General features: G+C 49.0%; 17 protein-coding genes. All 17 read left to right on the top strand.

Annotated elements, in window-relative coordinates:
* Positions 1 to 16: 16 nt before the first annotated feature.
* Positions 17 to 1,933: a flagellar assembly protein A gene (locus LK536_RS46945; protein WP_227795661.1), complete on the top strand. Its 1,917-nt coding sequence runs from the start codon at positions 17 to 19 to the stop codon at positions 1,931 to 1,933.
* Entirely contained in the window at positions 1,933 to 3,342 is a 1,410-nt protein-coding gene (locus LK536_RS46940; RefSeq protein ID WP_008720545.1) for a hypothetical protein, read from the top strand. The genes LK536_RS46945 and LK536_RS46940 overlap by 1 nt, the downstream gene beginning before the upstream one ends.
* Entirely contained in the window at positions 3,329 to 3,712 is a 384-nt protein-coding gene (locus LK536_RS46935) for an EscU/YscU/HrcU family type III secretion system export apparatus switch protein (protein ID WP_227795662.1), read from the top strand. Before LK536_RS46940 ends, LK536_RS46935 begins: the two co-directional genes overlap by 14 nt.
* A gap of 64 nt (positions 3,713 to 3,776) precedes the next feature.
* Positions 3,777 to 4,427 (top strand): PilZ domain-containing protein, encoded by a 651-nt coding sequence (locus LK536_RS46930; protein WP_235712120.1) that lies wholly within the window; start codon positions 3,777 to 3,779, stop codon positions 4,425 to 4,427.
* Between the two features lie 66 nt (positions 4,428 to 4,493).
* Positions 4,494 to 5,429, top strand: coding sequence for a M15 family metallopeptidase (locus tag LK536_RS46925; RefSeq protein WP_227795664.1), 936 nt, complete (start codon positions 4,494 to 4,496; stop codon positions 5,427 to 5,429).
* 219 nt (positions 5,430 to 5,648) lie between these two features.
* A complete protein-coding gene (locus LK536_RS46920) occupies positions 5,649 to 7,145 on the top strand; it encodes a flagellin N-terminal helical domain-containing protein (RefSeq protein WP_227795665.1) in 1,497 nt (498 codons plus the stop codon).
* 852 nt (positions 7,146 to 7,997) lie between these two features.
* On the top strand, positions 7,998 to 9,209 hold the full coding sequence (locus LK536_RS46915) for an ATP-binding protein (RefSeq protein WP_227795666.1): 1,212 nt from the start codon (positions 7,998 to 8,000) through the stop codon (positions 9,207 to 9,209).
* A gap of 356 nt (positions 9,210 to 9,565) precedes the next feature.
* A complete protein-coding gene (locus tag LK536_RS46910; protein ID WP_008720521.1) occupies positions 9,566 to 10,336 on the top strand; it encodes a ParA family protein in 771 nt (256 codons plus the stop codon).
* On the top strand, positions 10,329 to 10,862 hold the full coding sequence (locus LK536_RS46905; RefSeq protein ID WP_120058426.1) for a late competence development ComFB family protein: 534 nt from the start codon (positions 10,329 to 10,331) through the stop codon (positions 10,860 to 10,862). Before LK536_RS46910 ends, LK536_RS46905 begins: the two co-directional genes overlap by 8 nt.
* Before the next feature lie 231 nt (positions 10,863 to 11,093).
* Positions 11,094 to 11,390, top strand: a complete 297-nt coding sequence (flgM, locus tag LK536_RS46900; protein WP_506092177.1) for a flagellar biosynthesis anti-sigma factor FlgM — start codon at positions 11,094 to 11,096, stop codon at positions 11,388 to 11,390.
* Between the two features lie 13 nt (positions 11,391 to 11,403).
* On the top strand, positions 11,404 to 11,850 hold the full coding sequence (flgN, locus tag LK536_RS46895) for a flagellar export chaperone FlgN (protein WP_120058424.1): 447 nt from the start codon (positions 11,404 to 11,406) through the stop codon (positions 11,848 to 11,850).
* Positions 11,851 to 11,879: 29 nt separating this feature from the next.
* Entirely contained in the window at positions 11,880 to 13,349 is a 1,470-nt protein-coding gene (flgK, locus tag LK536_RS46890; RefSeq protein ID WP_025485131.1) for a flagellar hook-associated protein FlgK, read from the top strand.
* A 10-nt stretch (positions 13,350 to 13,359) separates the two neighbouring features.
* Entirely contained in the window at positions 13,360 to 14,343 is a 984-nt protein-coding gene (locus LK536_RS46885; RefSeq protein ID WP_008720511.1) for a flagellin N-terminal helical domain-containing protein, read from the top strand.
* 21 nt (positions 14,344 to 14,364) lie between these two features.
* A complete protein-coding gene (locus LK536_RS46880) occupies positions 14,365 to 14,964 on the top strand; it encodes a DUF6470 family protein (RefSeq protein WP_008720510.1) in 600 nt (199 codons plus the stop codon).
* A gap of 21 nt (positions 14,965 to 14,985) precedes the next feature.
* The gene (gene fliW, locus LK536_RS46875; protein ID WP_008720509.1) at positions 14,986 to 15,432 is read left to right on the top strand and encodes a flagellar assembly protein FliW; all 447 of its coding nucleotides are present in this window, start codon (positions 14,986 to 14,988) and stop codon (positions 15,430 to 15,432) included.
* Entirely contained in the window at positions 15,426 to 15,704 is a 279-nt protein-coding gene (csrA, locus tag LK536_RS46870) for a carbon storage regulator CsrA (protein ID WP_227795667.1), read from the top strand. The genes fliW and csrA overlap by 7 nt, the downstream gene beginning before the upstream one ends.
* Complete coding sequence (locus LK536_RS46865; RefSeq protein WP_227795668.1) at positions 15,691 to 16,167, top strand: hypothetical protein; 477 nt, start codon at positions 15,691 to 15,693, stop codon at positions 16,165 to 16,167. The genes csrA and LK536_RS46865 overlap by 14 nt, the downstream gene beginning before the upstream one ends.
* The last annotated feature ends 5 nt before the right edge of the window (positions 16,168 to 16,172 follow it).

The raw sequence follows: 16,172 nt of genomic DNA, 5'->3' as shown, positions 1-16,172 counted from the left end.
CTAAAAGGGGGTGCCCATGAACGAAAAAAGTCTGATTTACAGCTTGTTATCTAAATTTCTTGATGACAATCAGGAGGATGGGATCCCGGAACATGCGGGAGAGGATGAACGGGAAGGAGAATCACGGACACAGGGGCAGTCCTATGACGATACAGACAGGGAAGATGAAGGGACAGGAGGCCAAAATGCGGACGGTGCCCGGGACGGCAGGGGCCAGGATGGCAGAAGCCGAAACGGCAGGAGCCAAGACAGCGGGAGCAGAAATGGCAGGGACCAGAACGGCAGGGACCAGGATAGTGACCACCGGGTGGAAACCGTTGAGGACTGGAATGAGGCTGAAGTAAGGCGGAGGGAGCAGGTGGAACGGGAGCTTCTGGGAAAGGAGCAGACCGGGGCAGATGGACAGGATGCGTCCGACTGGGATATGTCCGGCCGGGATGCATATGACCAGGATTCATATGGCGGGACCGGATATGGGGATGGAAGACCGGGTGGATATGGTTCAGGCCAGGGTGGATATGGTTCAGTCCAGGGTGAAGATGTGCCGGCCGGGGAAACGGACCAGGATGCCTGGGTGGAGCTGATTGTGGCTGACGACAGGATGAGTGTCTCCATGATGGTGCACGGCCCCCAGGGGGAAGGACAGGACGTGTCCAGGGCAATGATACATGATGCACTGGAGCAGAAGGGGATATGCTTTGGCGTTGACGAGGAGAAGATAGGAACCATTGTCAATGAAAGGCAGTATCTGCAGATGGCTGTCATTGCAAACGGAATGCCTGCAATCAATGGGGAAGATGGACGGATTAAGGACTATTTTCCCAGGAAGGCCCAGTTAAAGTATGCTTCCAAGGGCAATGGCGGCATTGATTTTAAAAGCATGAACCTGATACATAATGTCCAGAAAGGGGATGTGGTGTGCGATATCACCATGCCCACGGAGCCGGAGGACGGCGTGGATGTGTTCGGCGAACCTGTACGGGGAAAGAACGGCACCATGCCTCCCATCCCCCAGGGAAGGAATATCGTATATACCCCGGAGCGGGATAAGCTGGTTACGGCATGTGAGGGCAACCTGACCTTCCGTTCCGGCCGGTTCCATGTGGAGAATATATTTTCCGTGTCCGGCAATGTGGACAACAGCGTGGGAAATATTGATTTTACAGGCAGCGTTGTGGTTCACGGGGATGTGCTGGAGGGATACAGGGTGATTGCCAAGGGCGACATCACGGTGATGGGAATCGTGGAAGGCGCTTATCTGAAGGCAGGCGGGGACATCCTGCTGCACAAAGGAATGCGGGGAATGAAAAGCGGCGTCCTGGAGGCGGACGGGGATATCACGGCCAAGTTCCTGGAAGACTGCAACATTTACGCAAAAAATAACATACAGGCAGAGTACATCATCAACTCAGAGGTGTCCTGCGGCCATGACCTGACCCTGATGGGAAAGCGCGGCGCGTTCATCGGCGGGAACTGCTCGGTCTATAACTGTATGAATGTAAAGGCCGTAGGCGCGCCCAGCCATATCACGACCTCGGTTACCCTCGGCCTGACTCCCCAGCTAATGGAGGAGATGGAGGCAGTGGGGAAGGAAATGCTGCTGCTGTCCAGGAAACTCACCGAGCTTAACAAGGATATATCATATCTTAACGGAAAGCTCAAGGAGGGCAGCATCACGCCAATCCAGCGTGACCGTCTGGCAAAGCTTAAGCTGGAAGCCCCCATCAATTCGCTGAAGGAAAAGAAACTGAAGCAGCAGGGCGCCGAACTGTCCAGGAAACTGCGGGAGGTTGGCAAATCAAGGCTTACGGCAAGGGAGGTTTATCCCGGAAGCGTCATCAACATTGGGGATTGTAAGATGAGCATCACTAAAAAGGAGGATAACTGTACCTTCTACTATCTTGACGGGGAAATCAGGAAAGGAATTCGCTAATGGCAGACATCTTACGGGTGACTTCTCCGGTCATCAACAAGAATATCATACAGCCGGATAAGGCGATGAAAGACCCATCGGTCCCCTTTGACATGCAGGAAATCCGGCATATCACCAAGAATCCCGAGGGCAGCGGCCTTCTGGGAAACCACAATGTGCTGGAGCGGGAGGCCGGGGCCGCTACCCTGATGAACCTGTTAAAGGACCCGGCGGTAACGGTCAACTACCTGAAGAATATATATATGCTGGAGGAAATCATCAGTCTCCTGCCGGTGAACAATAACACGGTGACCCAGGAAATAAGGCAGCTTTTTGACGCGCTTTTAATTGAGCCGGAGCATATTGTGGATGAACTGGTGGACCAGGAATATGCCTCCACCCTGTTTAAGGGGGAACTGTTTGACTTCCTGAGGAACCAGCTGGGGGATAAGCCGGAACTGCGGTTGGAGACAGCGGAGCTTTTAAAGGCAATAAATGGAAGCATTTCCCGGCAGGACGTGCTGGATTCCGTGGCCAACAGCCTGGAATACCTGTCGGAACAGCTGTCTGGCAGCAGGACGCTCTATGGGAAGTTCGTACAGTTGGCCGCGCGGGTCCGGGATGTCCGCAGCGGCCAGGAGTTTGAGGAGCTTAAGACCGAGGTGCAGCAGGCCTTAAAGGAACTGGAACAGAGCGTGCTCTACTCTCCCCAGACAGCCAGGGTCCTGCCCAACATCCTTTACAATATGTCCAGGTACCAGGACAACGAGGCATATCTCCAGGAGGCGCTTCTGAACCTTCTCATCCATGTGAACAGCCGGGAAGACAAGGGACGGTTACGGGAAATGGTCCGGGATTACATAGAAAGCTTCCGTGGGCCGGAGCGGCAGGAAAACCGTTCCAGGATCATGGACACCCTGGCGGAAATCATTACAAAGCAGGACAGGGAAACCCCCATGAATAGCCTGAACGGGGATAAGATAGAGAAAATCATCACCAGCCTGCTGTCCTCGCCCTGTAATTATACGCCGCTGCTGCATTTTGTAATCCCGGTGGATTACCAGGGGATGAAGGCATTTTCCGAACTTTGGATAGACCCTAAGGACGAGGGACGGGGCGGGGAACGGGGAAGCCGGGATTCCGGCGGGACAGACCATGTCCATGTGCTCATTACCTTTGATATACCTGGGATTGGGCAGATGGAGGCAGAGTTCATGATGGCGGGAAAGGAACTGGGGTTCCACCTGTACTGTCCTGAATCTTATACAGGGATATTCGGGGGACTGGTACCCGAGTTCAGGAAAATCATGGAGGAACACGGTTACCGGGCGGCTGACATAGAGGTGGAGCGCATGGACCATGTGCGTTCCCTGATGGAGGTATTTAAAAACCTGCCATTTAAAAGGACGGGCGTAGATGTCAAAATTTGAGAAAAATAAAGCGGTAGCTTTAAAATACAATGCAGATGAAGACACGTCCCCCGTGGTGATTGCATCAGGCTATGGGACGGTTGCAGAGCACATCATAGATATTGCGGAAAAAAAGGGGATTCCTGTATTCAAGGACGACAGTGCGGCATCCCTGCTCTGTATGCTGGATGTGGGGTGTAATATACCGGTGGAGCTGTATGAGGTGGTTGCGGGGATTTACTGCAAGCTCATGGAGACCTCGGCCCAGATACGGGGTGTGGAGAAGGCGGCGGCTGCAAAAGCTTTAGAAGGAAAAACTTCAGGGGCGGGAAGCCAGGCCGGCCGTCTGCGCCGGAATCTGGTGTCCGGGCGCGAGAGGAATGACAGCTGACGGCGTGTTTACGCCGGATGTCACTTGATGGACGACAACAGGATGAATACAGGGGGTGGCGGAATTGGTTGATTTGCTGGATGGGTATGTGGGCTCGTCGTGCGTCATAAAAGCAAAGAATAACGATTTGATCAGTATGGGGGTCCTGCACCGCATCGGGAAGAATTTCATCGATGTGGGCAGTTCCCGCAATGAACTGCCGGGGATTCCATATAATCTTTTGGTAAAGCTGGAGATTTACAATACCCAGCTTGGTTTTAAGGTGCTGATTGGCCGGGTGTACCTGTCATCGCCCAAGCTGGCCAGGATAATTGATTTAAACGAGGCCACCAATGATGAGCGGCGGGAGTATTTCCGTATCAGTACAAGGGACACAGGCATCATCTATAACTGCATGCGCGGGGACGATGTGATGGAGATGGAAGGCGGTTCCAAGGACGTCAACGGGCTTAAGGTACAGCTGGTGGATATCAGCCTGGGCGGCCTGATGTTCAGGAGCAGGGAAGAATTCAGGACCAATGACCGTTTTAATATGGTGATACCGGCCATGGGCGATTCCATGCTGTATACCTGCGAGGTGCGCCGTCAGGTGCAGAGGCCCGAAGGGGATTATGGCTATGGATGCGAGTTTATGGAAATGGCTACCAGGCAGGAGGATTTGCTGTACCGGTATATCCTGCGGAGGCAGGGGGACCAGTTAAGGCGGATACGGTAGCGGGATACTGCCGGATAATGCAGGAAATGGACAGCAGGGAAGTTATGTTTAGGAGGATACGGGGACATGGCCCAGGGAAAATCACAGGACCGGCGGATGGTCAGGAACAGGCGGGTGATGATTTATACCTTCCTGATAATCCTGACCCTGTTTTATATATCGGCACACCGGAAGCTGGAACGGGAGCGGGCGGTGGAGGCGGCGAAGGTGACGGAGACTGTGGGAGCAGGGACGGTTTCGGCAGTGGATGGTGACGGTGCGGCTGGGGATGATCTGGGTGTTGGAAAAGGGTATAGGGCAGATGGTGATTTTGGTTTGGATGGAGGAAGTGCAGATGACCGGATGCATTTAGGCGGGCAGACAGATGAGGGTACGAAGCATAGCGGTGGAATGGAGGGGGCTAAAGAGCTGTTCATCAGCCAGGATGATATGTGGTGCCTGATACTTACTAACGCGGAGTACCCGGTGCCTGAAGATTATGCGGCGGAGTTAAAAGCCATTCCGGGAACCGAGCAGTCAGTGGACGAGCGGATTTATGAACCATTGATGCAGATGCTGGAAGATATGAAAGCGCTGGGGTTATCACCTGTCGTGTGCTCAGGCTACAGAACATTGGACAAACAGGAAAAACTGTTTAACCGGAAGGTGCAGTCTTATGTGAGAAGCGGTCATACGAAAGAAGAATCATACATTCTTGCAAGGCAGACCATATCCATCCCGGGGTCAGGGGAACATTGCCTGGGCCTGGCGGTTGATTTTTATACTAATAAGTATCATAAGCTTGAGAAGGAATTTGAGAAGACACCGGAAGGCCAATGGCTCATGGAGAATGCCCAGGATTATGGTTTTATCATGAGGTATGGGGAAGATAAGGTGGATATCACAGGGATTGAGTATGAGCCGTGGCATTATCGTTATGTGGGGGTGGAAGCGGCAAGGTATATGAAGGAGCAGGGCCTGTCCCTGGAAGAATTTTATATTGAACAGAGTCTTTATGGATAGAGTCTTTATAGATAGAGTGCACAAAAAATAAATTCGATTTTTGTGCACTTTTTTGGTAAATAAAAGAGGGGGTGCGTACGATAAATATTACAGAGCGGAAGGAATGGATGTTCCGGAAGCTTGGTCCAGTGTCAGACAGGGCCCGTCCGGCATTGGGATATGTCATGAAACAGGGAAAAGGATTTCCCGGAATATTATAATTACATGGAGGTAATTAGTATGAGGATTCAACACAACATTATGGCATTAAACTCCAGCAGACAGCTGGGCGTAAACAACAGTTCAGTATCTAAGTCTCTTGAGAAACTGTCATCCGGTTACAGAATCAACCGCGCAGGTGATGACGCAGCCGGTCTGGCTATTTCTGAGAAGATGAGGGCACAGATTAAAGGTCTGACAGCAGCAAGCGATAACTCCCAGGATGCTATCTCTTTAGTACAGACAGCTGAAGGCGGACTCCAGGAAGTTCATTCCATGCTGAACCGTATGCAGGAACTGGCTACTAAGTCTGCAAATGGTACTTATACGGATGATGTTGATAGGAAGGCTTTGCAGGATGAGGTTAGTGCGTTAAAGGATGAAATTAACCGTATTGCTGATAGTACTAATTTTAACGGTATTAAATTGCTGGATGGTTCCATGGGAAATGGTACAACTGGTGCCGTTGTAACGAGTACAAAAAATACAGCAGGCACAGCAGGCAATTTTACAGCAGCAGTTAATTTTACGGTATCTGGTTTAGAAGCAGGAAAGACAATTACTATAAACACAGTGGCAGATGGAACAGCATCCAGCGTATCAGCGGATGCAAATGGCAATATTACATTATCATTAGAGGCAAAGGCAGGAAAAACATATACTCAGGCGGATATTGATAAACTAATTAGCGATGCCACACTCCCGGCATCTGCGACTAATCTGAAAATTAATATTGATAATGATATATCAATACAGACTGCGGGTACAGGTACAGTTGAACAAGTTGCAGCCACTGCAGTTGCAAAAGCTGAAAATGCATTTAGAAATGTAACTACAACTGGTGGTGTCAATGTAAAAATAACTTCAGGTACGGCGGGTAATGATGTTAGAACGATAGGTTTTAATGGCACTAATGCGGGAGTGGAAATAGCTGCTGCAAATGGTAACGTGCTGGTAGGATTGGATCAGACAAAATCTTATACAGCCAATGAACTGAATACTATTCTTGCAAAAGCTGGTGCTAATATGACAGTAGCATTTGATGGTAGTGTAAGTGGTGTGGATTTGGCTACCATAACTCCTGCTGCTTTAGCTGGAGGTACTGGTCTTGCTAGCGGTGGTGGATTAAAACTACAGATTGGTGATACAAATGATTCTTGGAATCAATTAGATTTATCGATTTCCGATATGCATGTGAATTCTCTTGGCATAGGAAGCCTTGATATTGGTACTAGAGAAGGCGCATCCGCAGCCATCAGCAAAATCACTGATGCTATCAACCAGGTATCCACTAGCCGTGGTAAACTCGGTGCTATCCAGAACCGTCTTGAGCATACTATCAACAACTTGGGTGTTACTACAGAGAATATTACAGCTGCTGAGTCCCGTATCCGTGACGTTGATATGGCAAAAGAGATGATGGAGTTCACAAAGAACAGCGTTCTGATGCAGTCTGCACAGGCTATGCTGGCACAGGCTAATCAGCAGCCACAGTCCGTATTACAGTTATTACAGTAAGGCAATTTAAAATTTATGTAATATTATTCTTTTGAATAATAAGGTGCTGTCTTCGGATTATTTATCATTGGTCTGGAGGCAGTGCCTTTTTGATTGCAGAGGATTTGTTTTGTTTCTTTCTTCTTTCTTACAAAATATAGATTTCCTATTTGATTTTTATTATAATTATATTATTAAATACTGCCATATAACCGGATAGTGCCACATAATCGGATGTCTGCAATTGGGAAGGGGAAAGAACTATCGAGATAAATGGCAAAAGGGGCAGTTGGTGTCATTTTTCTCCGGTCACTTCTGCAGCCATTGGAAACAAAGAACTATGAAGATAATATGGCGTGCTGCTATGAGGGCTGGTTGGTCAGGTTTTTGGAACAGACAGCTGGAATTTCACCAGGGGAAACATAAATGGATATTTTTAGAATAAAGATGCCAATCAACCAGATGCAAACCGTCCATACAGATATATGAAATGGAATCTGGATTACACGGATGTATACGGCTGTCTATGAAGGAATGGGAAAAGGAGAATTCCTTAATATAATTGTATCCATGACATAGATATGCCCATACTGTATAGCAAAGACACCCCAATCGCCCCACCACGCCCCCCTCAAACCTCATGTAAGGGTTTGAGGGGGTTATCTTTATCCTTTTTCCACTATTTTTACCAATATTAAAATTTGTAAAAGGAGGGGATGCAAGAAGATGTTACATTAGACACAAAATCAAAGTCTAATCCGACCGTCCACTGACAACGGTTATATTGGTTTAAAGTTTTGCGGTTATAACCTTAAAAACTATTGAAATTTTGATAAGAATGCGGTATGCTATTATAGATGGGAGGTGTCTTTTATGATTAATAGACCAATTTACGTAGATAAGATAATGGCATATGCGGATACACCATTTGTAAAAATCCTTACTGGAATCCGCCGCTGTGGGAAATCAACCATTTTGAAAATGCTGATAGATAAAATGAAAGAACGGGGTATCCATGAGGAGCAAATATTGCATTATAGCTTTGATTCTTTGGAATATGAGGATATAAAGACCGCGAAAGCGTTGTTTGCACACTTCAAGCAGCATTTATTTTTAAAGGGCAAGACCTACCTTTTTCTGGATGAGATTCAGGAAGTAGAATCATGGGAGAAAGTTGTAAACTCCCTTATGGCTGACTATGATGTAGACATTTATGTAACCGGCTCAAACTCCAGGATGATGTCCTCTGAAATATCTACTTACTTGACTGGCCGTTATATCGCATTTCGCATTTACCCTTTATCCTTTTCCGAGTATATGACCTTCCGAAAGGAATATACGGAGATTCTTGACTCTTACACAGAACTTGCAAATTATCTGCGGCTTGGGGGATTCCCGGCAGTTCATCTGCAAAAATACACGCCGGACGAGGTCTATACCATCGTCAGGGATATTTACAATTCTACAATATTTACTGATATTGTAAGGCGTAATCAAATCCGCAAGGTGGATCAGCTGGAGCGTATTGTGAAGTTCGCATTTGACAATGTTGGACGGACCTTCTCCGCTGCTTCCATTTCAAAATATCTGAAAAGCGAAAATCGGGCCATTGATAACGAAACGGTTTATAACTACCTCAGCAAGCTGGAAGGCGCCTATATCCTACACCGCTGTTCCCGCTTCGATGTACAGGGCAAGGAAATTTTGAAAACACAGGAAAAATTCTATCTGGCTGACCCGGCGCTGCGTTACAGCGTACTGGGATATTCAGCGAACAGTGTAGCGGCCATGCTGGAAAATATCATTTATCTTGAATTGCTGCGCCGAGGATATGATGTATACGTTGGAAAATTAGAAAACGCTGAAATAGATTTCATTGCCATTAAGCAGGAAAACAAGCTATACATTCAAGTGACTCAGGAGATTGGTTCCCCTGAAACCGAAAAACGCGAATACGGCAGGCTGCTTGATATTCGGGATAACTATCCTAAGTATGTGCTGCGTACAGATGCATTTGTGGGCGGCAATTATGAGGGAATCAAAACCATGCACGTTGCTGATTTCCTGCTAAGCGATGAATATTAAAAAGGGAATGATGTGTTAGTGAAGACAGAAAGAAACTATCAATTTGAACGGCTAATGCAGCTGGCAATATTGATATAGATGTATATGAGGCTGCTATATATTACGAATTTGAAAACCATGATGTAAAAATATTGTAATCCCTGATATAGGGCGTTGCTGCCTGGCTGTCATCAGCCCGCGGCAGCGCTCCGGCTTTGTATCCATACGGCTGCATAGAAAACAGCATGAACCGCAAATCCGGTATAAATAGGCCATTAAAGGAAGAAAAACCCAATTGTCTCAACCCGCATTTCCTGATATAATAAAAACCAGAATATAACAAATGAGGAACAAAGGAGTTCCTGGGGGAGTACATTATGGCGGTAACCATTGCGTTGTCTAACCAGAAGGGCGGTGTGGGAAAGACCACGTCAGCCTATGTGATTGCAACAGCGTTAAAGGAAATGGGCTACAGGGTCCTTGCGGTGGATATGGATCCGCAGGGAAACCTGAGTTTTTCATTGGGGGCGGATACGGAGAGCGCCACTATCTATGATGTTCTGAAGGGGGAGTTAAAGCCCAGATATGCGGTTCAGAAGTCCACATTGGTAGATGTTATTCCATCCAACATCCTTCTCAGCAGTATTGAACTGGAGTTTACAGGGGTCAGGAGGGAGTTCCTTCTTAAGGAGGCCCTGGATTCACTGAAGGGGCTTTATGATTACATACTCATTGATTCGCCGCCTGCCCTTGGCATCCTGACCGTGAATGCATTTACGGCAGCTGACTATGTGCTGGTGCCCATGCTCTCGGATATTTTCAGCCTGCAGGGGATTACCCAGCTGGAGGAAACCATACGCCGTGTCAGGAATTACTGTAATCCTGATATTCAGATCCTGGGGGTGTTCCTTACCAAGCACAATCCCAGGACCAGGTTCAGCAAAGAGGTGGAGGGAACGCTCAGGATGGTGGCAGAGGATTTGCAGATGCCTGTTCTGGAAACATTCATCCGTGAGAGCGTAGCGCTCAGGGAGGCCCAGTCCCTGCAGTGTTCCGTGCTGGAGTATGCGCCTGACTGCAATGCGGTGCGGGATTACGGGAGCCTGATTCAGGAATTGATGCAAAGGGGGCTTAAGGCAAATGGCTAAGACCAGGACAGAGATTGATAAAGAAATGATGTACCGCAAAATCATGCCGTCTGCCGCAAAAAAGGATACGCTGGGTAATGCAGGGGATATGCATGCTGATGGTGCTGTTCAGGCGGCATCCGCCGGAATGGCACGGGAAGCAGAAGGCGCTGCGTCGGGTATGTCCGGTGCACCGGGTTTTGGGGCCCTGACACCGCCCACAGCGGCATCCATGGCAAAAGCCTTAAAGCGCAATCCGGTTACCCTGCCATTTAAGGAAGAGAACAACATGGTGCTGGTGAACCTGATGGAGGAACTGGTCATATCGCGGCTGGATTCCACCCTGGACAGGTTTAACTGCTGTAAATGCGACAAGTGTAAAAAGGATATTGCGGCCCTGGCCCTGAACCGTTTGAAACCGCGCTATGTGGTAATGAAGGAAGGGGACCAGGAAAAACGCAGTAAGGCAGAACTGGAGAACGGTTCGGAGGTCACAGGGGCCCTTGTGCAGGCCATTCTGGTGGTGAAGAAGGAACCGTGGCATTAAGCGCCAGCATGCACAATGGGATTGGAAGGTCATAAGCCGTCAGGGCAGTGCCGGGAATGGTATCATTTCAGGCTGCGCCCCGGCGGCTTTTTATTTGAAAAATATAAAAAATAACATTTAACCTGTAAAGTTTTCAACTTGGCGTTCGATAACTATTATAAGGTTAATAGAATCAGGACATAAGTATTGCCATACAAAGAGCACCTAAGGAAAGGAAGCCGGGCTATGGATATGAAGATTACGAGAAATTACGCAGCGTACCAGAACGCTGTGAGCAGTGCAAAACATACGGAGAAAAGTGCTCCCGTGTCTCCCCAGGCAGCTGGGAAGGCCAGAGGGGATGCCATCTGCATCAGCAGTGAAGGGGCGAAGAAAAGCGATGCTTCCGCATTTGCAGCGGCATTGACCAGGTCCATGGAAGAAGAGGCCCCGGCAGAGCGGATAGCTGCCCTTAAGCAGCAGGTACAGGACGGCACATACCAGGTTTCGGCTGAACAGATTGCAAGGCGTCTGATGAGCGGTCTGTAGGAAGGGGAAGCAATTGGAAGACATCATTGATTTTTTATTGGAATATACAGAGGCCCTGGAGGCCATGGAGCAGAAGCAGGTAGAAAAGCTGGGGCTTCTGATGACCAGGGAGCTGGATAAGGTGGAGCAGACCATCATGATGCAGCAGGCCATGGATAAGAAGCTTGAGAACCTGGAACACAGACGCCAGGAACTGTTTACTGCCCACGGACTGGATGGCAGGACGTTAAAACAGATAGCTGATGAGGCAAAGGACAGTGAGCGGAAGGAACTGCTGGAACTGTACCGGAGGATTGACGGATCCATCGGCAATATCCAGTATTATAACAAGAAGGCAGAGGTGCTTGCGAAGTCTGAACTGGAACGCATGGGCATTGATTCCAGGATGGTGGGCAATCCCACAGGAATCTATGGACGCCCAACCGTACAAAAGGGGAGCAAGCTGGAGAAAAAGGCCTGATATCAGGCTGATACAGGGAGAGTGGCAGATTGAGACCGACATTCATGGGGCTGGAGACAGCTAAGAGGGGTATCATGGTAAACCAGAAAGCCATTGATATCGTGGGAAATAATATAAGTAATGTTAATACAAAGGGATATACCAGACAGCGTCTGGATTCAGTAAGCGTCAATGTCTATGGGAGCAGCCAGTTCAATTACAGTTCCATCCCTCTGGCAGGACAGGGCGTGGATGCAAAGGGAGTAGCCCAGATACGCAATCCATACCTGGACGCCAAGTTCAGGGAACAGTACAGCGATGTTGGGTATTTTGACCAGAAGGCAGCCATCCTGGACCAGATTGAGGGGATCATCAGTGACCCGGAGGTGGAAGGCACCGGCATTAAGTCGGCCCTTACCGCATTGTCCCAGTCCCTGGCGGATTTCAGCCAGAATCCGTATCAGGAGACCAACGCCAATATTGTCATGCATGCGTTTAAGGCCGTGACCCAGGTCCTGAATGAATATGATGCCAATTTGCAGACACTGATGGAGCAGACCAAGAACGATTTTTCCATTGCGGTGCAGGACATCAATACCAAGCTGAACCAGCTGTCGGAACTGAATAAGTCCATTGCCCATGAGATATTTGCAAACAGCGATTATGACGGGGTGAATTATGGGCCGAATGACCTGCTGGACCAGCGCAATACCATATTGGACGACTTATCCAGATATGGTTCTGTCCAGGTTACGAACCTGGATGGAGGCGGGGTACAGGTTAAGTTTAACGGCAAGGTCGTGGTGGATGTGTCAGGGGCTTCCTATACCAATGACCAGCTTATGATAGGCAGCGACGGCACCAGCCTTACTTGGAACAGCAACGGCAAGACTGCTAATTTGGGCAGCGGGGCAATCAAGGGCTTTACCGACATGCTTACGGGCAATGATTCCATCATGTCGGGCATACCGTATTACCAGAACCAGCTGGATAATTTTGCAAAGACGCTTGCGGATGTGTTCAACAATAAGGTTCATGCAGATGACCCGGATTTTCCGGATAAGTATAAGGAACTTCTAAGCGGGGATGGGAACGGGAATATCACGGCCGGGAACATTTCCATCAGTGATAAGTGGGCGGAGGACTCCTCTTATATTATCAGGGATAAGAATCCGGACGGAGATCTGGATAACACGGATATCCTGGATATGAAGGCGGCCCTGGAGCAGGATTTTAATTTTGGCGGCGGGTTCTCAGGTACATTCAGTGAGTTTATCACCAAGACCACCAATACACTGGGAAGTGAAATTAAGACCAACAGCGCCAGGATGCAGGCTTCCCTGTCCATTGCGGAAAGCGTGGAGTCGGAGCGCATGGGCGTTTCCGGGGTTTCCCTCAATGAAGAGGGAATCAATATGATGACATATAACAAAGCGTATCAGGCCCTGGGGCGTCTCATGACAACCATGGATGAGCAGCTGGATATGATTATCAATAAAATGGGTATGGTAGGACGTTAAGGAGGGGCATATGAGAATCACGGAAAGTATGATGACAACTTCATATAATAAAAATCTTCAGAGGAATATTTCCAATCTGGCTTCCTCCAATCTGAAGCTGGCATCCCAGCGGCAGTACAACCATGTATCTGAGGACCCGGCAACCGCTTCCAAGGCATTTGCAATCCGTGACCAGATTGCAAGGACCGAAGAACATATCAATGTGGTGAAGAATGCCACGGGGGAACTGGAGACAGCGGATTCCAATATACTGACGCTTAATTCCATCCTTGAGAATATTTATGAGAAGGCCACCAAAGCAGGAGGGGCCAGCAGCCAGGATTCCATGGATGCCATTGCGGAGGAACTGAGCGGACAGATGGAGGAGCTTTTACAGACCATGAACGCCAGGTACGGGGACAAATTCCTGTTCTCCGGATCTGCCAACGGCACGGCGCCATTTACCCTGGATGCCGATGGGAACCTCCTGTTTAACGGGAAGTCCGTGGATGCATATGATAAGAATGACCCGGATACTTATTTCAGTGAAAATAAGCCGGTTTATCTGGACATTGGTTTTGGCACGTATGCAACAGGCACCAATACGGCTAAGACGGGAATCAAGATATCCACCTCCGGCGTGGATGTGCTGGGATGCGGGAAGGACGAGAATGGGATGCCCAATAACCTGTACAGCCTCATAGGGCAGGTAAGGGACCAGCTAAAGGCCGGGGACAAGGAAGGCGCCATGGATTCACTGTCCCAGTTAAAGAAGAAGCAGAGCAATATTTCCATTGCCACATCTGAGATAGGGACCAGGGAGAAAATGCTGGAGCGCACCCAGGACCGGTTGGAAACAAGCCTTGTGAACCTGCAGAAAAGCCAGAAGGACCTGGAAGCGGTTAAGGTGGAGACAGAGGCCGTGAACAATAAATCCGCGGAAACAGCCTGGATGATTACCCTTCAGCTGGGATCCAGCATCATACCGCCGTCCATATTTGACTTTATGAAATAAGTTGAAAAGAGGTGTCTGAGGATGAATGTGTTAAAAATTACAACCACTCCCATTAAGCTGTCCATGACCTCCCAGAGGGCCAGGCTTGAGAGCAGGATACCTGACCCGGAAGTGGGTATCATACAGAATCCTGGCAAACTGAATATGAAGTCGGAGAATATCAAAGTGGACATTGATACATCCCGTTCCAGGGACAGCATGGGGTTCCGCACAGCCAGGGGAATCATGAGGGACGGGGCGCAGGCAGGTATTAAGGCGGCATCGGACGCCACGGCCCAGTATTCCAGGATTGGCAACCAGATGATGCAGATACAGGACGGGGTCACGGTTGCAGATATCATGAAGAACCAGATGATGGCCCAGACCAATATCACCACCGGGATTGCATTCATACCGTCAGTTGGGCCTGACATTTCCTGGCAGCCGCCGGATTTATCCATTGACTATACACCGGCCCAGGTGGAATTCAGACCACAGGTACAGGAACCACCGGCTACCTATGTGCCGGGAGAACTGAGGGTGGATGTGGAGCAGTATCCGAAAGTGGATATTGAATATATGGGCGAACCCATGTATGTGCCGCCCAGTGCCAATCCGGCCCATGAGGCGGCTGCGGAATAGGGATTTGATGGAGGGATACTTTTGAAGATTGAGACACGGGATTTCGGAATCCTTGATATTGAAGAGAAGAACATCATAACATTTAAGCAGCCCGTTTTCGGCTTTGAGGAATATACCCAGTTCGTCCTTGTAAATGATTCTAACATGGGCAGCGGAATCTGCTGGCTCCAGTCCATTGAGCAGAAAAATGTCTGCTTTATCATGCTGAACCCTCTGGAGGTAAAGCGTGATTACGCCCCGGTGGTGATGCAGGATGTGCTGATCCTTCTGCAGGCAGTGCCTGAGGATGACCTGGACTGCTGGGTGCTCATGGTCATCGGGGAAACCTTCCGTGATTCCACCGTGAACCTTAAAAGCCCTGTCATCATCAACCATAAGACAAATCTGGCCGTCCAGGTGATTCTGGATCAGGATTATCCCATACGGCAGGCTATATTCGGCCAGGGAGAGAGGGACGGCCTATGCTGATATTATCCAGAAAAAAGGGTGAATCCATTAAAATCGGAGATGATATCGAGATATTCGTGGCTGAAATCAAAGGCGACAAGGTGCGCCTTGGCATATCGGCCCCGGACGACATGAAGATATGCCGCACGGAACTGTACCTTACTGTGGAGAATAACAAGGAGGCGTCCGATAAGGTGGACCTTCTGAAGGTATTCCAGCTTTCCAGGAACTTAAAGGCTCTTGCGCAGGACAGCGCCCAGGAGGAGAAGGAGGGCAGGGATGGAGATACTTGACCGGATGAGGATGCTGCTCAGGGAAAAGGCCATCCTGCTGGGACAATATGAGCAGGAAACCATGAGACTGGACACGGATGACCCGGAGGCAGTGGATGAAATCGTGGCCGCCGTGGAGGCAAGGCAGGCCGTCATAGATAAGATAGATGGGCTTGATGAACAGATGGAAAGCCTGAGGGACGGCTCGGCTTATGGGAAACGCTGTTACAACATAGGTAAGAACCGTTGTGATTACAGCAGCCTGAATGAAGGGGAACAGGGACTGTTCCGGGACGGCCAGGCTGTCTTTACCATGATAACAAGAATACAGGAGCTGGAAGCCGGGGTGCCGGGGAAGATGGCGGCGATTCAGGCACAGCTTCAGGAAAAGATAAAGAAGAACAATGTAAACGGTAAATTTACCGGGTACTTAAAGCAGATGAATCAGGGGAGCAAAGGCGTGCTCTACGATAAAAGAAGATAGGGGGA

Origin of the sequence: Clostridium pacaense, from assembly GCF_020709765.2 — a bacterium.
GTDB classification, from domain to species: Bacteria; Bacillota; Clostridia; order Lachnospirales; family Lachnospiraceae; genus Enterocloster; species Enterocloster hominis.
This window is presented reverse-complemented; position numbering and strand designations above follow the sequence as displayed.